Origin of the sequence: Plantibacter sp. RU18 (genome assembly GCF_050613355.1) — a bacterium.
Taxonomy (GTDB): domain Bacteria; phylum Actinomycetota; class Actinomycetes; order Actinomycetales; family Microbacteriaceae; genus Plantibacter.
Map to the genome: position 1 here is coordinate 3,498,429 of NZ_CP159618.1, position 20,613 is coordinate 3,519,041.

A 20,613-nucleotide genomic window follows, 5' to 3' on the forward strand; every position below is an offset into this window, starting at 1 on the left:
ACGTAAATCCGCCCGTGCTCATATGAGCAAGCCGTCAGCGCCGATACTCAGCCGATTCCCTGGTCAGCGTGGCTTTGTGAACGGTCTCATCGTGGCTCGTCCGCGCGTCAACCTTCAAGCGGTGGTTCAGAGCAGCTTGAGCATGCGCGTGTTACCGAGCGTATTCGGCTTGACCCTGGCGAGGTCGAGGAACTCGGCGACACCCTCATCGGAGGAGCGCACGAGCTGTGCGTAGACCTCGGGTGGCACGATCTCCTCGCCGATCTCCTGGTAGCCGTGTCTGGTGAAGAAGCCGGTTTCGAAGGTCAGACAGAACAGGCGGCGGAGTCCGAGCTCGATCGCGTCACTCTCGAGACGCTCCACGAGGGCATGTCCGACACCCGTACCGAGGTGGTCTGCGGACACGGCAAGCGTGCGGACCTCGCCGAGGTCCTCCCAGATCACGTGGAGCGCGCCGCAGCCGATGAGTTCGCCGTCGGACGTCTCGGCGACACGGAACTCTTGGACGGCCTCGTAGAACACCACGTCGTCCTTGCCGAGGAGGATCCGCTGCTGCACGAGCGGTTCGACGAGGGCTTGGATGCGCTGGACGTCACTCGTGCGTGCACGACGGACGACGTAACCGCAGGAAGCCGCCGCCTCGATACCGTCCGGAGCGACTCCGTCACGTGCAGCACCCTCGACCATCGCGCCTCCCAGCATCACCAACTCCCGGAAGTCTACTGAGGCCAGCGCACCGCGCCGAACCGGGCGCTGGTTGACCGCCGCCGACGCGGTGCGCTGGCCCCAGCGCGGGTTGGGGGCCCGACGTGCGCCTCATTGACGCGAGCGCTACTCTCCGGGGACCCGCCCTCGCGCCAATGGGGTGCGCTCGGTCCAGCGCGGTGCGCTGGCAGCAGCACCGAGGCGGTACTGTGAGCGCATGCGCCTCGGAGTCCTCGACGTGGGATCGAACACCGTCCACCTCCTCATCGTCGACGCACACCCGGGCGCTCGCCCCATCCCGATGTCCTCGCACAAGTCCGTGCTGCGACTCATGCGGTACCTCACGCCCGACGGGTCGATCAGTGAGGAAGGCGTCGCGGTCATCCTCGACTCGATCGGTGCGGCGGCCGCGATCGCCCGCGACAGCGGCCTCGACGAGCTGCTGTCGATGGCGACCTCGGCGATCCGCGAGGCGACCAACGGCCCGGAGGTGCTGACGCTGATCGAGGAACACACGGGTATCGCCCTCCAGGTCCTGTCAGGCGACGACGAGGCGAAGCTCACCTTCCTCGCGGTCCGCCGCTGGTACGGCTGGTCGGCGGGCGAGATGCTCCTGCTCGACATCGGCGGCTCGCTGGAGATCGCGGCCGGCGGCGACGAATACCCCGACGTCGCGATCTCGCTCCCCCTCGGCGCCGGACGCTCCACCGTCGGGTTCCTCCACGACGACCCGCCGACGGCCGAACAGCAGGAGGCACTCCGTCTGCACGCCCGCCAGGTCCTGGCGGACGCTCTGCCGGCGTTCGCGGACGAGCCGGAAGCCCACCACATCGTCGGGTCGTCCAAGACGATCCGATCCCTCGCCCGCCTGGCCGGATCGGTCGCCGACGGCATCGGCGGCACGGAACGGTCGCTCCTTCGCCGCAGCCAACTCGACGACTGGATTCCGAGACTCGCGCGCATCCCCGCCGACGCGAGACCGGCGCTCCCCGGGATCACCGCGGATCGGACGTTCCAGATCGTCGCCGGCGGCATCGTGCTGTCCGAGGCGATGGCTGCGTTCCGCGTCCGTGAACTCGACGTCTCCCCGTGGGCGCTCCGCGAGGGCATCATCCTGCGCTACCTCGACCGCCTCGCCTGAGCCCCTCGACAAGCTCGGGGACCGGCGCCGCGCTCGGGGAGCGGCGACAAGCTCGGGGCAGGAGCACGCTCGGGGACCGGAGGGCACTCGGGCGACGCCCGGGCGCACGAAAGCCCTCCGACAAACCTGGGGAGCGAGGAGCGCTCCCTGAGCTTGTCGAAGGGCCGACGTGGTCTGACTAGTCTGCGGTGATCGCGAGGTCCGGCGTCGCGGAACCCGTACCGAGCGACGCCTGCGCGTTGACGCCCGCACCGACGGACTCGCCACGAGACGAGGTCGTGAACTTGAACGCACCGTCGAGGAAGTCGACGTGGACATGGTCGCCCGCGTTCAGCTCGCCGTGGAGGATCTGCTCGCTGAGCTGGTCTTCCACCTCGCGCTGCATCGCACGACGCAGCGGACGTGCACCGAGGGTCGGATCGAACCCGACCTCGATGAGACGCTCCTTCGCGGGCAGCGTGAGCTCGATCGTCATGTCGCGGTCGAGCAGACGCTCCGCGAGGCGCTTCGTGAACAGGTCCACGATCTGCAGGAGCTCCGGCTTCGACAGCTGCGGGAACACGATGATGTCGTCGACACGGTTCAGGAACTCGGGCTTGAAGTGCTTCTTCAGCTCCTCGTTCACCTTGCCGCGCATGATGTCGTACCCGGTCGAGGCGTTGCCCTCGATCTGGAAGCCGACCGGACCACCGGCGATGTCACGAGCACCCAGGTTGGTGGTCATGATGATGACGGTGTTCTTGAAGTCGACCACACGACCCTGGCCATCCGTCAGGCGTCCCTCCTCCAGGATCTGGAGGAGCGAGTTGAAGATGTCGGGGTGAGCCTTCTCGATCTCGTCGAAGAGGACGACGCTGAAGGGCTTGCGGCGGACCTTCTCGGTGAGCTGGCCACCCTCTTCGAAGCCGACGAACCCGGGAGGTGCACCGAACAGTCGCGAGACCGTGTGCTTCTCGCCGTATTCCGACATGTCGAGGGAGATCAGCGCGCCCTCGTCGTCGAAGAGGAACTCTGCGAGCGCCTTGGCCAGCTCGGTCTTTCCGACACCCGTGGGGCCGGCGAAGATGAACGAACCGGAAGGACGCTTCGGATCCTTCAAGCCGGCACGCGTGCGGCGGATGGTCTTGGAGAGTGCCGAGATGGCCTCCTCCTGACCGATGACCCGCTGGTGCAGTGCCTTCTCCATGAAGACGAGTCGCGAGGACTCTTCTTCGGTGAGCTTGAAGACGGGGATGCCGGTGGCCTGCGCGAGCACCTCGGCGATCAGGCCCTCGTCGACCTCAGCGGTGGTCTTGACGTCGCCACTCCTCCACTGCTTCTCCAGACGGAGACGCTCGCCGAGGAGGTTCTTCTCCTCATCGCGCAGGGAGGCTGCCTTCTCGAAGTCCTGCTCCTCGATCGCCGTCTCCTTGGCTTCACGGACGCCGGCGATCTTGTCGTCGAACTCGCGCAGCTCCGGAGGGCTGGAGAGGATCGACAGTCGCAGGCGGGCGCCGGCCTCATCGATCAGGTCGATGGCCTTGTCCGGGAGGAAGCGGTCGGAGATGTACCGGTCGGCGAGGTTCGCCGCCGAGACGAGCGCACCGTCGGTGATGGACACCTTGTGGTGCGCCTCGTAGCGGTCGCGCAGGCCCTTGAGGATGTTGATGGTGTGGGGCAGCGACGGCTCCATGACCTGGATCGGCTGGAAGCGGCGTTCGAGCGCTGCGTCCTTCTCGAAGTGCTTGCGGTACTCGTCGAGCGTGGTGGCACCGATGGTCTGGAGCTCACCGCGTGCGAGCAGCGGCTTGAGGATGGAGGCGGCGTCGATCGCGCCCTCTGCGGCACCGGCACCCACGAGGGTGTGGATCTCGTCGATGAAGACGATGATGTCGCCGCGGGTGCGGATCTCCTTCGTGACCTTCTTCAGGCGCTCCTCGAAGTCACCGCGGTAGCGGCTTCCGGCGATGAGCGAGCCGAGGTCGAGCGAGTAGAGCTGCTTGTCTTTCAGCGTCTCCGGGACATCGCCCTTGACGATCGCCTGGGCGAGGCCCTCGACGACGGCCGTCTTGCCGACGCCGGGCTCACCGATCAGGACCGGGTTGTTCTTCGAGCGGCGGGAGAGGATCTGCATGACCCGCTCCATCTCCTTGTCGCGACCGATGACCGGGTCGAGCTTGTTGTCGCGCGCGGCCTGCGTCAGGTTGCGACCGAACTGGTCGAGGATCTGGGATCCGCCCTGCGCCTGCTGCTCGCTCTGGTTGCCGCCCACCGGGGCGGCTTCCTTGCCCTGGTATCCGGACAGCAGCTGGATGACCTGCTGGCGCACCCGGTTGAGGTCGGCGCCGAGCTTCACGAGGACCTGGGCTGCGACGCCCTCGCCCTCGCGGATCAGGCCGAGCAGGATGTGCTCCGTGCCGATGTAGTTGTGGCCGAGCTGCAGCGCTTCGCGCAGGCTCAGTTCCAGCACCTTCTTGGCGCGCGGCGTGAACGGGATGTGTCCCGTCGGCTGCTGCTGGCCGGTGCCGATGATGTCGGTGACCTGCTCGCGCACGGCATCGAGGGAGATCCCGAGGGATTCGAGCGCCTTGGCGGCGACTCCTTCTCCCTCGTGGATGAGGCCGAGCAGGATGTGCTCGGTCCCGATGTAGTTGTGGTTGAGCATCTTGGCCTCTTCCTGGGCCAGGACGACGACACGACGCGCACGGTCGGTGAATCTCTCGAACATGATCACTCTCCTCCGGCACCGGGCAGGGTGGTGATGCCGTTACGTCGAGAATAACGACCGCTGAAGCACTCGTGGCCCCTGTTCGCCGTGGGCGTGATGCCGGAAGGCCGGGAACGCCGCAGCGCACGTGCCGTCGGCACGTGCGCTGCGGGTGGCGACGGATCGCCGTAAGGGTGCTCCGGCTCAGACGGGGAAGCGGACGGTCGCGGCGAGCGCGCCACCGCCCGGCACGTCTGCGGCTCGGACTGCGAGGATCCGGGCGTCGGACAGGAGCGCCCGGCGCAGGATCTCGTCGATGACGCCGTAGTTCGATGCGTCAGCATCATCGGAGAGGGTGACGACGCCGCTCTCCTCGTCCACGGTCCCCGGCACGTTCCGGTCGATGTCGACGAACAGGGTGTCGACCGCCTTCGCGGTGGCAGCTCTGGCGACGTCCCCGAGATCGGTGACCGCCCGCCCGTTCGACGCGCTCGTCCCGAACTCCTCGCAGAGCGCGCGCAGCTCAGCCGCGTACAGCTCGTCGAGGATGGGACGGGCTGCGGCTGCGAGCCGCTCGTCGGAGCGCTCCTGCTGGTTGCCCTCGATCTCCGGCTTCACGAGGTGCTTGTAGCTCGACACCGAACGGAAGATCCCCGTCATGGGCTCAGCACCAGCGAGGATGAGCGGCTCCTTCGATGCGGCGAGCACAGGGGCGAGTGCCTTGTTGATCGCCTGCGCATACTCCTGCATGCGCACCTTCTGTCCTTCAGAGCCCTGGATGCGCCCCTGCGGGCTCCGTCCGTCGGAGCCACGCCCGCGGATCGAGTCCACGCCTGCGGCTTCTGCGACGTCGGCCGGGACGCCCTCGAGTTCGATGCTCGTCGCTGGCAGGTCGCGGGAGACGGCGACGAGCCGGACCCCGCTCTGCGCGAGAGCGAGCACGTACGCCGACTGCGGGAAGGTGACTGCCCGCATGAGCGGCTTGATGTAGAAGCGGTCCGACACCTCCGTGCACGACTGCAGGAGGTTCGGCACCCGGAAGTAGCGGGTGAGGCTCGGACTGATGAAGATCGCAAGACTCGACGACAGGTATCGGAGGAAGTCCGGATCCTCCAGGAGCCCGTCCACCGCAGCGGTGAAGTCGGCGACGACGGTCCGGTCTGCTCCCGCGGCCGTCAGCTGCTCGACCGCCAGCTTCACCTGGTTCTTCAGATCGAGACGGATATGGCTCGTATCCGAGGGGTTCGTGCTGGTCGCGAGGGTGATCGACACACTCCAGGGTTCTCGAGCGGTGGCGAGCTCGACGATGTCGGAGCGGGTCGGAATATCGGTGTGGTGCACAGATGCCTCCTTCGATCGCGTCAGGCGAAGCATCGACCAGGAGCAGGCGACGCCGTCGTGGGCCTGACTTGCCCCCAGTATAGGGACGGCCCTCGGGTGCGTCTGTGGACGATTCTGGGGACATTCGGAGCGGCTGCCGGACGGCGGAGAGATACCCCCGCCGCCCGGCTCGGCTCACGACCCGATCAGCCGACGTGTCCGTCGAAGGGACACGGCGAGCAGACCGGCGAGGACGAGGAGCGCGCCGAGGAGCAGCGCACCGGTGACGAAGCCAGCACCGGTCACGGCCAGGGCTCCCGACCCGCCGTGGCCGGTCGAGGCCTCCGGCTCGCCCGGTGATCCAGGACCGGGGACCTCGTCAGGTTCGCTCGGAACCAGGCCACCGTTCCAGCGCAGGTCCTGTCCGTCGGCAGCTGTCGGGGACGGGTCCTCGATCACGATCCCCGACATCGCCATGCTCTCGGGGTCGATCGCGGAGTTCATCAGCGGGTCGTCGCCGACCCCCTGGACCGTCGGTTGTGCGCGCATACCGTCAGGCGGGCGGACGTCGATCTGGTAGTCACCAGAGATGAGGCGGGCGAACTCGTATCGGCCGTCGGCGTCGGTCGTCGTGCTGCGGGTCACCGCGGTGCCGTGCTTGTCCGTGCCGGAGAGCTCCAGCTCGACGCGCTCCACACCGGTACCCCGAGTGCCGTCGGGTCCGTCGTCGTCGAGGCCGTTCCCGTCGAGATCCCACCAGACACGCTCGCCGATCGCCGAACTCACGAGCTGCGCGGCGACGACTGGCGAGCGTGCGCCGAGGGCCTGCGTGGCCGAGTGGATGACCGCATCGTTCACGAAGCGGGCATCGGCTGCGGACTGATCCGTCACCAGCTCGTAGTCGATGGAGACCGGGCTGAAGGGTGGGAGTTCTCCGACCGTCGCCTCGATCGCGGTCACGTCTCCGAACGACTCCGGGCAGCCGACGCTCCCGAATGCGTCGGAGGCGCACCAGTCGAAGCCCTCGGGCAGCTGCCCGAAGTCGCTCGTCTCATCGGCACTCACATGCTCCGACACCTCGGAGCCTGGTGCAGCGGTGTAGCGGAGGACCGCCTCGCTCGCCGGTGCACCGGCGAGTGCACCCTGCGCGGTCGAGCCCCGAGCGTCACCCGGGAACGGCAGCACATCGATGAGACGGACGTCGTGTTGCAGCTGCTCGGCACTCATGTTCGCGAAGCTGACGTGGTACCCGACCGGATCGCCCGCTTCGACCACCGGACGATCGACCGTCTTGTCGAGCTGCAGGCCTGACGGGCTCGACACGAGGATGGTCTGATAGGCGTAGTGGGCGTTCTGGTGTTCCTGCTCCTCGGGGAAGGCCGTGAGCGAGGTCGGGTCGTCGGGGCTCGAGACAATCACGCGGTTGAGGAACTGCCCCACGGTGAACGGGCTCGCCGATGCGCGGTACGCGATGACCGGTTCGGCGCCGCGCCGGACCGTGCCGAGCTGCCACTCGATGAGCGTGCTGCCGTCGGCCTGCATCTCGACCGTCGCAGCCTCCGGCGTGGCCGACTCGGCGTCGAACGTGAAGCCGGCGGGGAGGAAATCGGTGACGACCACGCCCGCTGCAGCGTTCGCGGCGGCGTCCGGCGTGAGGATCTGCGGACGCAGCTCGAAGCCGATCTCCGACCCGGCGGCGATGGGCGTCGGGGCGCCCGGCTCGGTCGCCGGCGAGACGGCACGCTTCGCGACCGAGACAGCTGCCGTTGAGGCGATCAGCTGATCGCCGCGAGGGAAGGCGTTGTTGCCTGCAGCCGCCCGATAGACACCGTGCCACCAGCCGGACTCGACCCACTCGGTCGACGACGCACGATCCGGACCGTTGCCCGAGGACTTGATGCTGTAGGTCTGGGTGATGGGAGCGCCGACCTCGATGCCCTCCTTCGCCTGCAACTGTGCCCAGAGGCTGATCCCGGCGCGGGCCGGCAGCTGGTCGTTCACGGGGCGAACTCGCACCTTGGTGACGTTGTCGAGGCCGACGGTGGACGGTGGACGGGTCTTCGACCCAGGTGTCGTCACCGTCGTCGCACGTGGTCGCGTCCATCTGGCCGTACCGGGTCACGTCGTCCGCAGTGGGGTCGACGCTCGGCGTCGTGCCGTACTCGACGATGACCGCGCCGCCGGGGCTGTTGGTCTCGACGGGCGCTCCTCCCGACGGACGCTGCGCCATGCGCTGCATCTTGGGGTCGAACACCGCGCACATGATGGCACCGGTCAGAGGCACCGTGTTCGTGTTGCTCCAGGTGACGCTCTGCTCGAACAGCTGGCCGCCCGCCACCGGGCCGTCGCCTGAGCCGAGGGTGCTCTGCCCGGGAACGAGCTGGTTGTCGGTCCGACGGTCCAGATAGCGGGAGGTGTGCGAGCCGGCACCGGTGCGCTGCGCGAGCGTCGCGGTGGCGCGGTTGTCCGTGAGCGGCTCCGGGGCGTTGGCGAGCGGCGCCCCGTCGGCGTCCACTCCGACGACGTGGAGCGCCGTCAGGTCGAGCGACACCGGCAGCGAACCGTTCGCCGGCACCTCGGCGTCGGGTACGAAGACGCCGAACCGGCCGATCGCGAGGTACCCCTCCGTCGTGATGGACGACCCCGACACGGAGACGGTGGGAATGTGGTCTCCGCTCAGATCGGCACCGCGGACCCTCACGCTGACGATGCGCCCGTCGGCCGACGTCACGCAGCTCCAGGACCCCGAATCGGTCACACCGCCGGCACCCCCGCCGTTCGAACGCGGGAACGTTCCGGTGTCGAAGGCACCCACGAGGCAGCTCTGCGGGACGGGAGCGCTCTCGGGGTTGACAGTGGCCAGTCGGGCGCCCGCAGGGTACCCGCCGAGATCGATCTGGAAGGTGACGTCCTCGGCGACGTTCCCGGCTCCTCGCGTACCGCGACCCGCGTCGGTGCTGAAACCGGTGACCGAGAGGTACGCGTCGTGCGCGATGTACCAGCCGGGAGTGCCGTCCTGTTCCGTCACGCCCGTCACGATCGGCCCACGCTTGACGCCGACGTTGACCCGCGGCGTGCTACTCACGACGACGTTGGGCGCGGTGGTGTTCGCGACGATCTCGGAGCCGCCGGACGGGTCGGACGCCACCGCCGTGATCCCATCGCGCGGCGAGGTGATCACCGTGCCGTGCGGCGGCGCGGCGACGAGCAGCGCCGTGAGGTCCACGGCGCTCACCGAGTTCGGGAGGACGTTGGTGCGGACGCACTCGACCACCGAGCGGTCGTCACTCACGGTCGACCCGGCGGTGCAGTAGCCGGGGAGCTGGGCGACGGGGGGCCACTGCAGACCTTCCGGGAGCACCTGCCTGATGACGACCCGGCTGTCGGTGGCCGCACCGCTCAGCTGGAGCTCGACCGTATAGGTGACGGAATCATGGGAGCGGACGACCGAGTCGTCGGGAGAGGTGTCGAACCCGGGCCCTCCCGAGCTGTCGAAGGGAACGCTGCCGGTCACGGTCTTCTGGACCGAGGTCCTCATGCCGAGGGCGTCCGGGGTGAGGGCATCAGGGGCGGCCGCGGAAGCCGGTAATGCACCGCCGCCGAGGGCGGCTGCGAGCGACAAGACGAGGAACGTCTTGCCGGAGAGAACTGTGTTCACGAGACTCCGTCTGTCAGGAGGGGGAGGATTCGTGTTAAAACATACAAGCTCCTAGCATGTTGGGTGTACCACTTATATATTTATGACGAACCGAGTTCCCCGTCGGCACTCTGCCGTTCTCCGGTATCGTGCCGCCGGAGTTCAGGCGAGAGCGAAGCTCAACACGACCATGAGGACTCCACCGACGATCTTCAGCAGGCCGTCGATGGCCCAGAACACGCGCACGTCGGTGCTGCGCAGCCGAAGGCCGACGCCGGCGTTCGCCATGCACGCGACGGCGAGCAGGAAGCACACCGGACCGTGGCTCGGCCCGAGGATGAGGAAGTGTGCACCGACGATGAACAGGATCCAGAGCCAGAAGTCGCGGGAGTTCCAGTCGGGCACCTTGCGCAGCACCACGTTGACGAGCCCCATCTCGACGAGGAAGGCGGCACCGAGCACGATCCACTGCCATACGGCCGGTTGCGGCAACCCGGCGAAGATCGTCTTCGTCGCTCCACCGACCGCCATCATGACGACGCCGAGGGCTGCCCCGACGATCAGCCAGACGAGCCTGGTGCGGCGCTGCCGTGTGAGGGAACCACCGATGATGCCCAGGCCGATGAGCACGAGGAACGCACCACCGCCACGCATCAGGGGGAAGAGCTCGGGCATCCTCGCGAAGAGTTCCATGCCCCATGGTGGCAGTCGTCGTCGACGGCGTCGACCCCGCACCTCAGGGTGCTACTGCAGGGCGGAGGTGAGGCGCGCCAGGTTGTCCAGGACAGTGGACTTGAGTGGCTGCTTCAACCACTCGGCAAGGGTCAGCTCCTTGCTGATGTCGCGGTAGCCGTCTTCGACGGCCCGCATCTCCCTGACGAACTCGCGCCCACGCACCATGAGCGAGACCTCCAGGTTCAGGCCGAAGGAGCGCATGTCCATGTTGCTCGAACCGATCACGGCGACGTCGTCATCGATCGTGAAGTGCTTGGCGTGCAGGATGTACGGCGCCGGGTACTGGAAGATCCGCACTCCGGCGCGCAGGAGCGCCTCGTAGTACGAACGCTGCGCGTGCCAGACCATCGCCTGGTCACCGATCTCGGAGACGAAGAGATCGACCGGGACACCTCGCTGCACAGCGGTGGTCACGGCCGCGAGCAGTGACTCGTCCGGCACGAAGTACGGACTCGTGATGACGACGCGTCGCTGCGCGGAGTAGATGAGGGCCAGGAAGAGTTTGAGGTTGTTGTCGCCGTCGAAACCGGGCCCGCTCGGCACGACCTGGAGTTCGAGATCACCGACGGGGAGGGCCTCGAGCAGACCCACCTCCTGGCCGAGCACCTCGCCGGTCTCGCTGTACCAGTCGCTCAGGAAGATGGTGTTGATGCCCGCGACACCCGGCCCCTCCACCCGCGTCATGAGCTCCTGCCACTGCAGCCCGCGCTTGACGTTCGCCGGCTTGTTGTAGCTCCGGTCGATGACGTTCTGCGAGCCCATGTGCGCGACACTGCCGTCGACGATGAGCATCTTGCGGTGGTTCCGCAGGTCTGGTCGCTGGAACTTGCCCTTGAGCGGCTGCAACGGCAGCATCAGGGCCCAATGGGCCCCCATGTCGGTGAGGCGCTTCAGGGTGTGCTTGTAGTCGGGGGTCCGCCAGCTGGCGAAGTGGTCGAGCAGGACGCGGACGGTGACGCCGCGTTCGACGGCCCGCTCCAGCGCATCGAAGAACGGCTTCGTCGTCTGGTCGCAGGTGAGGATGTAGAACTCGACGTGCACGAAGGTCGTCGCCCGATCGATGTCGTCGGCCATCGCCGTGAGCGAACCCGTGTAGTCGCCGATCAGGTGGGCCGCGTTGCCGCCTTGTAACGGCATCGAGCCGAGGTTGCGGTTGAGCGTCACGACGGACCGGAACCAGGCCGGCGCGTTCGACGTCAGATTCGCTTTGACGAGGTCACGAGTGGTCTGGCGGATGTAGACGTTGATGTCGTACTGCTTCTTGCGGCGCTTCCGCGGCAGCTTCGGGTTGCCGATGAGCAGGAATGCCAACACACCCACGTACGGGATGAGGAAGATCGCGAGCAACCAGGCCATGCCGGCCGTGGGCCGACGGTTTCTCGGAACGACGATCACGGCGATGACACGGATGATGAAGTCGATGACGAGCGCCGTGATGCCCAGCCAGTTCCACGAGAACTCGATCGTCATGTCGCCCGTCCGCTCAGATGCCAGGTCCCCAGCCTAGTGACCCGGGGCGACGGCGCCGCGAACCTGGCCGTTCAGGCCTCGCGCGAGGAAGCGGACTCCACCGCGGCGGGAAGTCCGAGACGGGCTCGCTCCTCGGCCTCGATCTTCGCGTAGGTGGCACGCTCGTTGCGATCCGATCGGAGGATGGCGCGCATGACGATCCAGAAGATCGCGCCGACGACCACGGTGGGCAGCAGCGACCAGAGCGCATTGAGCCAGTAGTCCTCGATCATGAGGTCAATCGTACCCCGGGCACCCAGGTGGTGGGCACCTCGACAAGCTCGGCGACCGGGCGGCCACGCTCAGGACCCTGCGTGCAGTGCACCCCACAGCCCGCTGATCACGAAGTACAGCCCGACGGCGCTCACGACGATCCAGATCGTGATGCGGGTCGTCGACGGCCCCTTCTTCTGCGGGTCCTGGTGGTCGCCCGGGTCCATCATGCTCATCGTCGCGCCTGACTGTTCGTGGTCTTGTTGCCGGGATCGGCTACTTGACCAGGGGGAAGAGGATCGTCTCGCGGATGCCGAGACCGGTGAGGGCCATGAGCAGGCGGTCGATGCCCATGCCCATGCCGCCGGACGGTGGCATACCGAATTCGAGCGCTCGGAGGAACTCCTCGTCGAGGCGCATCGCCTCGACGTCGCCGTCGGCTGCGAGCTTCGCCTGCTCGACGAAGCGCTCGCGCTGGACGACCGGGTCCACGAGCTCGGAGTAGCCGGTCGCCAGCTCGAAACCACGGACGTAGAGGTCCCACTTCTCGACGGCACCCTCCATCGAGCGGTGCGCACGGACGAGCGGGCTCGTGTCGACCGGGAAGTCCATCACGAAGGTCGGGCGCACGAGGTCGCCCTTCACGAAGTGCTCCCACAACTCCTCGACGTACTTGCCGTGGATGGGGTGCGGGACCTCGACGCCCTCCTGGTCGGCGAGCGCCTTGAGGTCCTCGATCGGCGTCTGCGGCGTGATCTGCATGCCGGCGGCGGCGGACAGGCTCTCGAACATCGAGATGCGATCCCAATCGCCACCGAGATCGAACTCCGTGCCGTCGGCCCAGGTGACGACGTGGCTGCCGCTCGTGGCGAGCGCGGCGTTCTGGATCAGCGTCTGCGTGAGGTCGGCCATCGTGCCGTAGTCGCCATATGCCTCGTAGGCCTCGAGCATCGCGAACTCGGGGCTGTGCGTGGAGTCCGCGCCCTCGTTGCGGAAGTTGCGGTTGATCTCGTAGACGTGGTCGATGCCACCGACGACCGCACGCTTGAGGTACAGCTCCGGCGCGATACGCAGGTACAGCTCGGTGTCGAACGCATTGGAGTGGGTGACGAACGGACGGGCCGAGGCGCCGCCGTGCATGACCTGGAGCATCGGCGTCTCGACCTCGACGAAGTCGCGCTCGGTGAACGTCTGGCGCAGGCTCGCGACCGTCTTCGCGCGGTCGAGGACGTTCTTGCGTGCCTGGTCCCGCGCGATGAGGTCGAGGTAGCGGCTGCGGACGCGCGTCTCCTCGCTCAGCTCGTTGTGGAGGTTCGGCAGCGGCTGGATCGCCTTGGCTGCGATCGTCCACTCGGCCACCATGATCGACAGTTCGCCGCGACGGCTCGAGATGACCTCACCGGAGACGAACAGGTGGTCACCGAGGTCGACGAGCTCCTTCCACGCGACGAGCTGTTCCTCGCCGACGTTCGCGAGGCTCACCATCGCCTGGATGCGACTGCCGTCGCCGGACTGCAGGCTCGCGAAGCACAGCTTGCCGGTGTTGCGCAGGTGCACGACACGACCGGCGAGGCCGACCGTGACACCGGTGGCCTCGTCCGCCTGAAGCTCACCGAAGCGGGCACGGACGGCGGGGATGGTGTCGGTGATGGGGAGCGTGACGGGGTACGCACCGCCGGCGCCGCTCTGAGCTTCGTCGATGAGGCGCTGACGCTTGGCCAGACGGACGGCCTTCTGTTCAGAAAGTTCTGCCTGTTCTGCTGCGTCGTCGATCGGCTCTGGCGTCGTGTCAGTCATGCGGTGCGATTCTCCTCGTGCGGTCACTGGAGTTTACCGGGGACCGCGGCTGCCCGGGGACGGTGCGCCACCCCACCGGCGACGGAACATATGGGTGGGCTTTCAACCACCTGCAAAGGGCCTGGGAAGAACCATTCGGAGGACACCGCCGCACCAGGCGGGCGTGCTTGGCTCGAAGACCGGCAGCGCTCGATCGGGTGCACCGACGCCAGAAACGAACTCGAAAGGCTCGTCATGACGACACTCACCGACCACCAGCACACAGAGACCCGCGAGCCCGTGACGGTCCCACCGGCGCCGGTCTCCCCCGCCTCACCGATCCGCGCGGCCGGGCTGAACACGGGTCTCCTGCTGCTCCGCCTCGTCCTCGGAGTGATCCTCATCGCCCACGGCCTCCAGAAGGTCCTCGTCGACGGCATCCCGGGCGTCGCCGCCGGCTTCGGTGGGATGGGCATCCCGGCTCCCGAAGCCGCCGCGATCGTCGTCGTCGCGGTCGAACTCCTCGGGGGCGCGCTGCTCATCATCGGACTCGGAACGCGCGTCGTCGCAGTGCTCTCCGCGATCAACATGGTCGTCGCGCTGCTGCTCGTGCACCTCTCGGCGGGCTTCTTCGCCGCTGACGGCGGGTACGAGTTCGTGCTGCTCCTCGCGGTCGTCTCCCTCGCCCTGGCGCTCACCGGCCCCGGACGGATCTCCGTGGACACGCTCTTCCGCCGTCGCCGCTGAGGCACGATCCGACGACGACTCCTGCTGCTCGGGCCGGACGGCTGGCAGCAGGAGTCGTCGCCGTCGCGACGATTACAGGAGTTCGTCGATATCCGGCGTCGTGGCGCCTCGGAGCGCCTCGTCGACGGACGAGCGGACCAGCGAGGAGAGGAATCCGCCGGGGTTCTCCACGCCGATGTCCGAGAGCAGTGCCGTCGCCTGCTGCACCACCGCTCGTGAGAAGCTCGCAGCCGTCTCGACGGCTTCGGCGTAGGCTTCGCGGTCCCGCTCGGCGACGATGACGGGCTCAGCACCCATCTCCACGACGAGTGCCTGGCCGATCGGCTGCACGGGCGCCGGCGCGGTGACGGCGCAGTACGTCTCGTGCAGCCGGGAGAGGTCGAGGCTCGTCCCCGTGAACACCATGGCAGGGTGCAACGTGAGCGGGATGGCACCGGCGCGGGCCGCCGGAGCAAGCACGGACGCACCGAAACGTGCAGCCGTGTGCATGACCAGCTGGCCGGGCTGCCAGGCGCCGACGGCGGCGAGGCCCTCGACGAGCGACACGAGCTCGGCGTCCGGGACCGCGATCACCACGAGCTCGCTGCGTTCCACGACCTCGGTGGTCTCCAGGATCGGGACCCCCGGCAGCAGTGCGCCGGCACGGTCGAGGCTCTCCTCGGAGACTGCCGTGATGCCGACGATTGCGTGCCCGGCGCCGCCGAGGGCCGCACCGATGACCGGGCCGACGCGCCCACTGCCGATGATGCCGACGCCGAGACGGGCGCTGCGCATGTCCGCGCTCATCGGATGGTCCCCTCACCCTCTCGTGGTCCGGAACCCTGTTCAGCGGGCTCCCCGAGGTACGGCGCCGTTACCTGCGCCGACGAGGGCGAGTGCGCAGGGTCGAAACTCGCCCATCGATGACTGCGGTCGCTCGACTGAGCGACCACGATGGCCGCGGATGCCGCGTCGAACAATCGCACCGACTCGTCGCGTGCCATCGCCGGCAGCTTCGCGATCACCGGGCCCGGGACGGTGTGCGCCGTCGCCGATGCGAGGTCGAGGGCACGCAGGAGCGGACCCTGATCGATACGGATGCTCTGCAGCCGGGCGAGGGGCAGGATGTGGAGCTTCCGCCAGATCACGCCCTGCCGGAAGAGCAGCAACCCGTCCCGGAGCGCATACCCGGTGCGGCGCCAGGAGAACCAGTTGATCCACTTCGAGCGCCGCGGCGAGCCGACGAAGCCGATGCCGTCGCGCGTCGAGAGTGCCGATTGCAGCGGCGCCCACGCACTCCCGTCGATCCGCCCGGAGAGCATCAGCTCGACGACCTGGGCGGCGTCCACAAGCGAGCCGACGGGCAGGACGGTGTTGTTCGACGCACCTCGCGCGGCCTGTTCCAGCGAGAGACCAGCCTTGTTGATCCGGACCTTCCACCATCCGAACGGACGCCAGATGATCGGCTGGGACACCTCGATCGCGTGGATGCGGCCAGGCGGGATCGTGTCGTTCGTCGTCGAGAACAGCCCGAACCCGACCCGCACACCGGACGGCGTCGCGGCGATGCTGTACCGGAGGGACTTCGTGACGCTCGACCAGAGGAAGGCACCGAGGCTCAACACCATCGGGACGAGCCAGAACCACGCCCAGTCGATGCCGTTCGCGAGCAGGATGACTCCGGCGATCACGGACACGAGCACGATCCCGGTGAACGGACTGAGCACGGTCGAACCGATCAGGCGGCCGAGCGTCAGGCGCACCACGGACTCGGGCGGAGCGGCCTGCGGGTCGAGCTCGGGTGAGATGAAGTCGTCCACGCGGTCCGTGACGAATCTCGAGACATTGCTTCCCGCGTCGCGCCCGGCAGGCTCGACAGTCGACGAATCCCCCGGGTTCACAGCGGGAGCGGCCTGCTGACGCTCGGCCAGTTTGACGCCGCTGGCGAGCGTCAGGACGTCCTGGCGGAGACCGTCCGCGTCGACCGCGAAGAGGTATTCGAGCTTGACGTTCGCATCCTGCCCCGCGACACTCACGTTGATCCGTGAGGCGCCGATCAGCCGCGCCAGCAGCGGCTTCTCGATCGAGACGCCCTGGATACGGTCGAGCTTCGCCTTGCGGTTCGTCCGGAACAGGACACCGCTGCGCACCTCGACGGCCTCGTCGGTGACACGGAAGGTGTGCATCCGCCAGGACAGCCAGAAGATCGCGATGATCACGATGAGACCGCCGGCGATGGCGAGCAGCGCCCAGCCGACGAACCCGTGGTTGAGGATGTAGTCGATGGGGTCGCTCGGCGCCTCCATGCCCGGTGACGGGATGAAGAGCTCGATGAGACGTTCACGCAGGTTCGCGATCACGATGCCGAGGATCGCAACGAAGGCGATGCCGCCGCGGAGGAGCGGTGTCGCCGGGTGCAGACGGTGCCACTGGCCGTCGACGAGGCTCTGGCCGGCGACGCGCGGCACGATCGCCTCGGTCGGCGGTTGCGCCCGTGGACCGGCCGCCGGGATCTCGAACGCCGGCGGTACCGCACGCTGCGGCGCAACAGGCTCGGACGGGACGTGGGGCGGCTGAGCGCCGGGCGGCCCGGGCTGCTGATCGCTCACAGTCCGGTCCGTCGGCTCTCCGCGACCGCGACGAGGTGGTCCCGGAGACCCTCGGCCTCGGCTTCGGGAAGGCCGTTGATCACAACGCCGGTCGACGCGGACGCGGTCACGAACTTCAAGTCGGCGAGGCCGAACGCCCGCGAGAGCGGGCCACGGTTGATGTCCACGAGCTGCATCCGACCGTAGGGTACGGCGACGAAGCGCTGCCACATGATGCCGCGTCGGAACAGGAGGTCGTCGGCTCGCAGCTGGTACCCGATCGATCGGATCCGACGAGGGATGAACGCGGCCGAGATGATCGCGACGAGCGCGAAGGCGGCGAACGGCCACCAGATCCAGGTCCACTCCCAGACGAGCGCGGCGAACACCGCGGCTGCCGTGACGATGGCGATCATGGCGCCTTCGGAGATGAACTCGACGGCGATGAGCTTCCGGCTCACGCGGCGCCAATCGGCGTCAGGCAGGTCCAGCCGCTTCCTCGATCGTCCTGCTGGTTCGCCTTCCTGGGGCGGGAGTTGTGTCGTTGGAAGCTCCTGCAACGACGTCTCGATCAGCGGGTCAGGTGTGGGACGGGGCTCCCCCGGGTGCGGCGTCGTCATCTTCATCCTTCGGAACGGTGCAGAACCACTCGGCCACCAGAGCGGCGACGACGAGGGCGACGGATCCCACGATGGACGCGATCACCAGCCAGAACGAGCCTAGCGCGGGCACGATCGGTCGGGTCAGGAGGAAGAGCAGGATCCCGATGGCCGCGCCGGCCACGAGGGAGCCGGCATGGCTCGACGCCTTCGCGAGTGCTGCCACGCGCATCGCCCGGAACGGATCGATGCGACGCGTCGCCCGGCCGGTCGTGCTGCGGCGGATGGGCCAGGACAGTGCGACGAGGACGATGGCGATCGCGACGAGGAAGACGGCGAGTGTGACGGGCGGGATGATCGAGGCTCGGCCTGCGGACACCGTCGCGACCTCGAGCAGGTATCCGAAGACCACACCGACCGCTGCAAGGACGATGAGCGGCGTCGCCGAGGTTCGCTTCATGCCAGAGGTCCTTCGTCGGGCGCCGCCTGGTCGTCCGGCGTCACCGAGCCGTCCTGCGCGGCGGCGAGGCTGTCGAGCCGACCGATACCGGGCAGAGTCGCTTCGGGGTCGACCAGCAGCCAGGGCACGACGACGAAGGCGCGCTCAGCTGCACGCGGGTGGGGCACCGTCAGACGGTCGTCATGGATGACCGCGTCATCGTAGGCGATGAGGTCGAGGTCGAGGGTGCGATCGCCCCAGCGCTCCTCGCGGACGCGACCGTGGGCGAGTTCGATGCGCTGCAACTCGTCGAGCAGCGCGTGCGGGGCCAGCCGGGTCCGGAGGACGGCGATCCCGTTCAGGTAGGCGGGCGCCGCCTCGTCGACACCGCTGGGCTTCACGGCGGCACTCGTCACGAGCGGGGACCGCCGGAGTTCGAGGACGCCGTCGACCGCGGCGAGTTCCTCGCATGCCTCCGCGAGCGTCGCCCTGCGATCACCGAGGTTGCTGCCGAGTGCGACGACCGCCGTGACGGCGCGCGCCCGGGGCGGCCCGGGGCGCCGCGCTGGATCGTGGATCGGGGTACGGGAGACCATCAGCGGGAGCCTTCCACGACGGCCGCACGGTGCACGACGCGGTCGGCGGCCGTACGCTCGACGGTGACGGCGACATCGGCGAAGGGCACCGTGATCGGGGCGCTCGGCTTGTGGACGGTGACCCGCACGGCCTCGGCACGCTCGTTCTCGAGGACGACGGCCGCGATGCGTTCAGCGACCGTCTCGATGAGGTCGACCGGGTCGCGCTCGACGGCGGCGACGACCGCCTCGGCGAGTTCGCCGTAGTGCATCGTCGCGCCGAGCTCGTCACCATCGGCTGCGGGCCTCAGGTCGAGTGAGACCGTCACGTCGATGACGAACTCCTGTCCGTCGGCGCGCTCGAAGTCGAAGACGCCGTGGTGCGCGAACGCCCGAAGGCCGGTGAGGGTGATCGAATCAGTCATCGGCTCCACCTAACCATGCATCGAGGGTGTCGAGGGCGAGCTTCGTCGCGGCGACGTCGTGCACACGGACCCCCCACGCGCCGGCCTGCGCAGCGAGCACGCTGACGACGGCGGTCGGGGCGTCCCGCGACTCCATCGGCGCGGACTCGGGCAGGAGAGCGCCGATGAAGCGCTTGCGTGACGCACCGACGAGTACGGGATGGCCGAGCGCCAGCAGGAGGTCGAGCCTGGCCAGGATGCGCCAGTTGTGCTCGGCGTGCTTCGAGAACCCGAGGCCAGGATCGATGACGATCTGGCCGGGTTCGAGTCCCTGGGACAGCAGGGTCGACACGCGTTCGTCGAGTTCGCGAGCGACGTCGGTCGCGGCGTCGACGTAGGTGGCACGGCTGGCCATGTCGGCCGAATGACCGCGCCAGTGGCTGATGACCGACACGAGGCCGGATTCCGCCATGACCGCGGGCATCCGTTCGTCGGCGAGCCCGCCCGAGACGTCGTTGATGATCGACGCACCGGCCTCGGCCGCGGACAGTGCGGTCTCGGCACTCATCGTGTCGACACTCACCCGGACGCCTGCAGCGGCGAGCGCGGCCACCACGGGAGCGACCCGGTGTTGTTCCTCGCTCGTGTCGACCCGAGCAGCTCCGGGCCTCGTCGACTCGCCGCCGACGTCGATGATCGTCGCGCCGGCCGCGACGAGCTCGAGGCCGTGCGCGATCGCGTCGTCGACGTGGAGGTACCGCCCGCCGTCGCTGAAGGAGTCGGGGGTGACGTTCACCACGCCCATGATCTGGAACGGCTCCGCCTGGAGCGGCACGGCCAGGGACGATGCGGGCCGAGCGTGCGCTGACGGTGCGCCGGGTTCGGTGACCAAGCGCTTCACCGCTCCTGGTTGGTGGCGGCACCGATGAGCGCCATCAGCTCGGCGCGGGCGGCAGGATCCTCGAGCGCACCGCGACTCACGACCGTCACGGTGGTGCTCGTGAGCTGGCGCGGACCACGCATGGACACGCAGCCGTGAGCGGCGTCGAGGACGACGAGGACACCGCGCGGGGCGAGCCGGTCGACGATGGCATCCGCGATCTGCTCGGTCAGGCGTTCCTGCACCTGCGGACGCGCGGCCAGCGTCTCGACGAGTTTCGGCAGCGCACCCAGCCCGATGACGAGTTCGTTCGGCAGGTAGGCGATGTGCGCGGTGCCGAGGAACGGCAGCAGGTGGTGCTCGCACACGGACCTGAACGCGATGTCGCGGACCAGGACTGCGTCTCCCGTACCGTCGTCGCCGACGGGGATCGTGCGGGCGAGGTGCGAGCCTGCGTCCTGCCCGATGCCGCTGAAGAACTCGGCGTACGCGTCCGCCACGCGCTGCGGGGTGTCGATCAGGCCGTCGCGACGCGGGTCCTCTCCGATCGCCTCGAGGATCTCGAGTACGGCGTCCGCGATCCGCGCACGGTCGACGGACGGCCGCGAGGCCGGGTCCTCGGTGGACCCGGCCTGCACGATAGCGTCCGCTTCGTTCGCGGCGTGCTCGCCCCCGACCAT

20 protein-coding genes are annotated in these 20,613 nt (G+C 68.3%); 3 read left to right on the top strand and 17 right to left on the bottom strand.

What is annotated here, in order from left to right; genetic code table 11:
* Positions 1-126 precede the first annotated feature (126 nt).
* Positions 127-702: an amino-acid N-acetyltransferase gene (locus ABMA10_RS16795; protein ID WP_347868037.1), complete on the bottom strand. Its 576-nt coding sequence runs from the start codon at positions 700-702 to the stop codon at positions 127-129.
* A 220-nt stretch (positions 703-922) separates the two neighbouring features.
* Between ABMA10_RS16795 and ABMA10_RS16800 the strand changes: the two genes are divergently transcribed.
* Positions 923-1,846 carry a Ppx/GppA family phosphatase gene (locus tag ABMA10_RS16800; protein WP_347867985.1) on the top strand — a complete coding sequence of 308 codons (924 nt, stop codon included), beginning with the start codon at positions 923-925 and terminating at the stop codon, positions 1,844-1,846.
* A gap of 178 nt (positions 1,847-2,024) precedes the next feature.
* Here the strand turns inward: ABMA10_RS16800 and ABMA10_RS16805 are convergent, their stop codons facing one another.
* The 3 genes from ABMA10_RS16805 to ABMA10_RS16815 form a co-directional block, all read right to left on the bottom strand.
* Positions 2,025-4,553, bottom strand: coding sequence for an ATP-dependent Clp protease ATP-binding subunit (locus ABMA10_RS16805; protein ID WP_347867986.1), 2,529 nt, complete (start codon positions 4,551-4,553; stop codon positions 2,025-2,027).
* Positions 4,554-4,736: 183 nt separating this feature from the next.
* The gene (locus ABMA10_RS16810) at positions 4,737-5,873 is read right to left on the bottom strand and encodes a hypothetical protein (protein ID WP_431030706.1); all 1,137 of its coding nucleotides are present in this window, start codon (positions 5,871-5,873) and stop codon (positions 4,737-4,739) included.
* Positions 5,874-6,047: 174 nt separating this feature from the next.
* Positions 6,048-7,931: an SdrD B-like domain-containing protein gene (locus ABMA10_RS16815; RefSeq protein WP_431030707.1), complete on the bottom strand. Its 1,884-nt coding sequence runs from the start codon at positions 7,929-7,931 to the stop codon at positions 6,048-6,050.
* 389 nt (positions 7,932-8,320) lie between these two features.
* On the opposite strand from ABMA10_RS16815, the gene ABMA10_RS16820 reads away from it, so the two are divergent.
* Complete coding sequence (locus ABMA10_RS16820; protein WP_347867989.1) at positions 8,321-9,166, top strand: hypothetical protein; 846 nt, start codon at positions 8,321-8,323, stop codon at positions 9,164-9,166.
* 485 nt (positions 9,167-9,651) lie between these two features.
* Here ABMA10_RS16820 and ABMA10_RS16825 read toward each other — a convergent pair whose 3' ends face one another.
* The 5 genes from ABMA10_RS16825 to lysS form a co-directional block, all read right to left on the bottom strand.
* Positions 9,652-10,182, bottom strand: coding sequence for a DUF6609 family protein (locus ABMA10_RS16825; RefSeq protein WP_347867990.1), 531 nt, complete (start codon positions 10,180-10,182; stop codon positions 9,652-9,654).
* 51 nt (positions 10,183-10,233) lie between these two features.
* On the bottom strand, positions 10,234-11,694 hold the full coding sequence (cls, locus tag ABMA10_RS16830) for a cardiolipin synthase (RefSeq protein WP_347867991.1): 1,461 nt from the start codon (positions 11,692-11,694) through the stop codon (positions 10,234-10,236).
* Positions 11,695-11,765: 71 nt separating this feature from the next.
* The gene (locus tag ABMA10_RS16835; protein WP_347867992.1) at positions 11,766-11,966 is read right to left on the bottom strand and encodes a hypothetical protein; all 201 of its coding nucleotides are present in this window, start codon (positions 11,964-11,966) and stop codon (positions 11,766-11,768) included.
* Between the two features lie 69 nt (positions 11,967-12,035).
* Positions 12,036-12,182 (bottom strand): hypothetical protein, encoded by a 147-nt coding sequence (locus ABMA10_RS16840; protein ID WP_347867993.1) that lies wholly within the window; start codon positions 12,180-12,182, stop codon positions 12,036-12,038.
* A gap of 40 nt (positions 12,183-12,222) precedes the next feature.
* Positions 12,223-13,743, bottom strand: a complete 1,521-nt coding sequence (lysS, locus tag ABMA10_RS16845) for a lysine--tRNA ligase (RefSeq protein ID WP_347867994.1) — start codon at positions 13,741-13,743, stop codon at positions 12,223-12,225.
* Positions 13,744-13,977: 234 nt separating this feature from the next.
* On the opposite strand from lysS, the gene ABMA10_RS16850 reads away from it, so the two are divergent.
* Positions 13,978-14,469: a DoxX family protein gene (locus ABMA10_RS16850; RefSeq protein WP_347867995.1), complete on the top strand. Its 492-nt coding sequence runs from the start codon at positions 13,978-13,980 to the stop codon at positions 14,467-14,469.
* 72 nt (positions 14,470-14,541) lie between these two features.
* Here the strand turns inward: ABMA10_RS16850 and ABMA10_RS16855 are convergent, their stop codons facing one another.
* The 8 genes from ABMA10_RS16855 to folE form a co-directional block, all read right to left on the bottom strand.
* Positions 14,542-15,255: a Rossmann-like and DUF2520 domain-containing protein gene (locus ABMA10_RS16855; protein ID WP_347867996.1), complete on the bottom strand. Its 714-nt coding sequence runs from the start codon at positions 15,253-15,255 to the stop codon at positions 14,542-14,544.
* Positions 15,252-17,057: a PH domain-containing protein gene (locus ABMA10_RS16860; RefSeq protein ID WP_347867997.1), complete on the bottom strand. Its 1,806-nt coding sequence runs from the start codon at positions 17,055-17,057 to the stop codon at positions 15,252-15,254. Before ABMA10_RS16860 ends, ABMA10_RS16855 begins: the two co-directional genes overlap by 4 nt.
* On the bottom strand, positions 17,054-17,497 hold the full coding sequence (locus ABMA10_RS16865; RefSeq protein ID WP_347867998.1) for a PH domain-containing protein: 444 nt from the start codon (positions 17,495-17,497) through the stop codon (positions 17,054-17,056). Before ABMA10_RS16865 ends, ABMA10_RS16860 begins: the two co-directional genes overlap by 4 nt.
* Before the next feature lie 118 nt (positions 17,498-17,615).
* Positions 17,616-18,095 (bottom strand): DUF3180 domain-containing protein, encoded by a 480-nt coding sequence (locus ABMA10_RS16870; protein WP_347867999.1) that lies wholly within the window; start codon positions 18,093-18,095, stop codon positions 17,616-17,618.
* Entirely contained in the window at positions 18,092-18,670 is a 579-nt protein-coding gene (gene folK, locus ABMA10_RS16875) for a 2-amino-4-hydroxy-6-hydroxymethyldihydropteridine diphosphokinase (protein ID WP_347868000.1), read from the bottom strand. The genes ABMA10_RS16870 and folK overlap by 4 nt, the downstream gene beginning before the upstream one ends.
* A complete protein-coding gene (gene folB, locus ABMA10_RS16880) occupies positions 18,670-19,074 on the bottom strand; it encodes a dihydroneopterin aldolase (protein ID WP_347868001.1) in 405 nt (134 codons plus the stop codon). Before folB ends, folK begins: the two co-directional genes overlap by 1 nt.
* Positions 19,067-19,858, bottom strand: a complete 792-nt coding sequence (folP, locus tag ABMA10_RS16885; protein WP_347868038.1) for a dihydropteroate synthase — start codon at positions 19,856-19,858, stop codon at positions 19,067-19,069. The genes folB and folP overlap by 8 nt, the downstream gene beginning before the upstream one ends.
* 92 nt (positions 19,859-19,950) lie before the next feature.
* On the bottom strand, positions 19,951-20,613 hold the full coding sequence (folE, locus tag ABMA10_RS16890) for a GTP cyclohydrolase I FolE (RefSeq protein ID WP_347868002.1): 663 nt from the start codon (positions 20,611-20,613) through the stop codon (positions 19,951-19,953).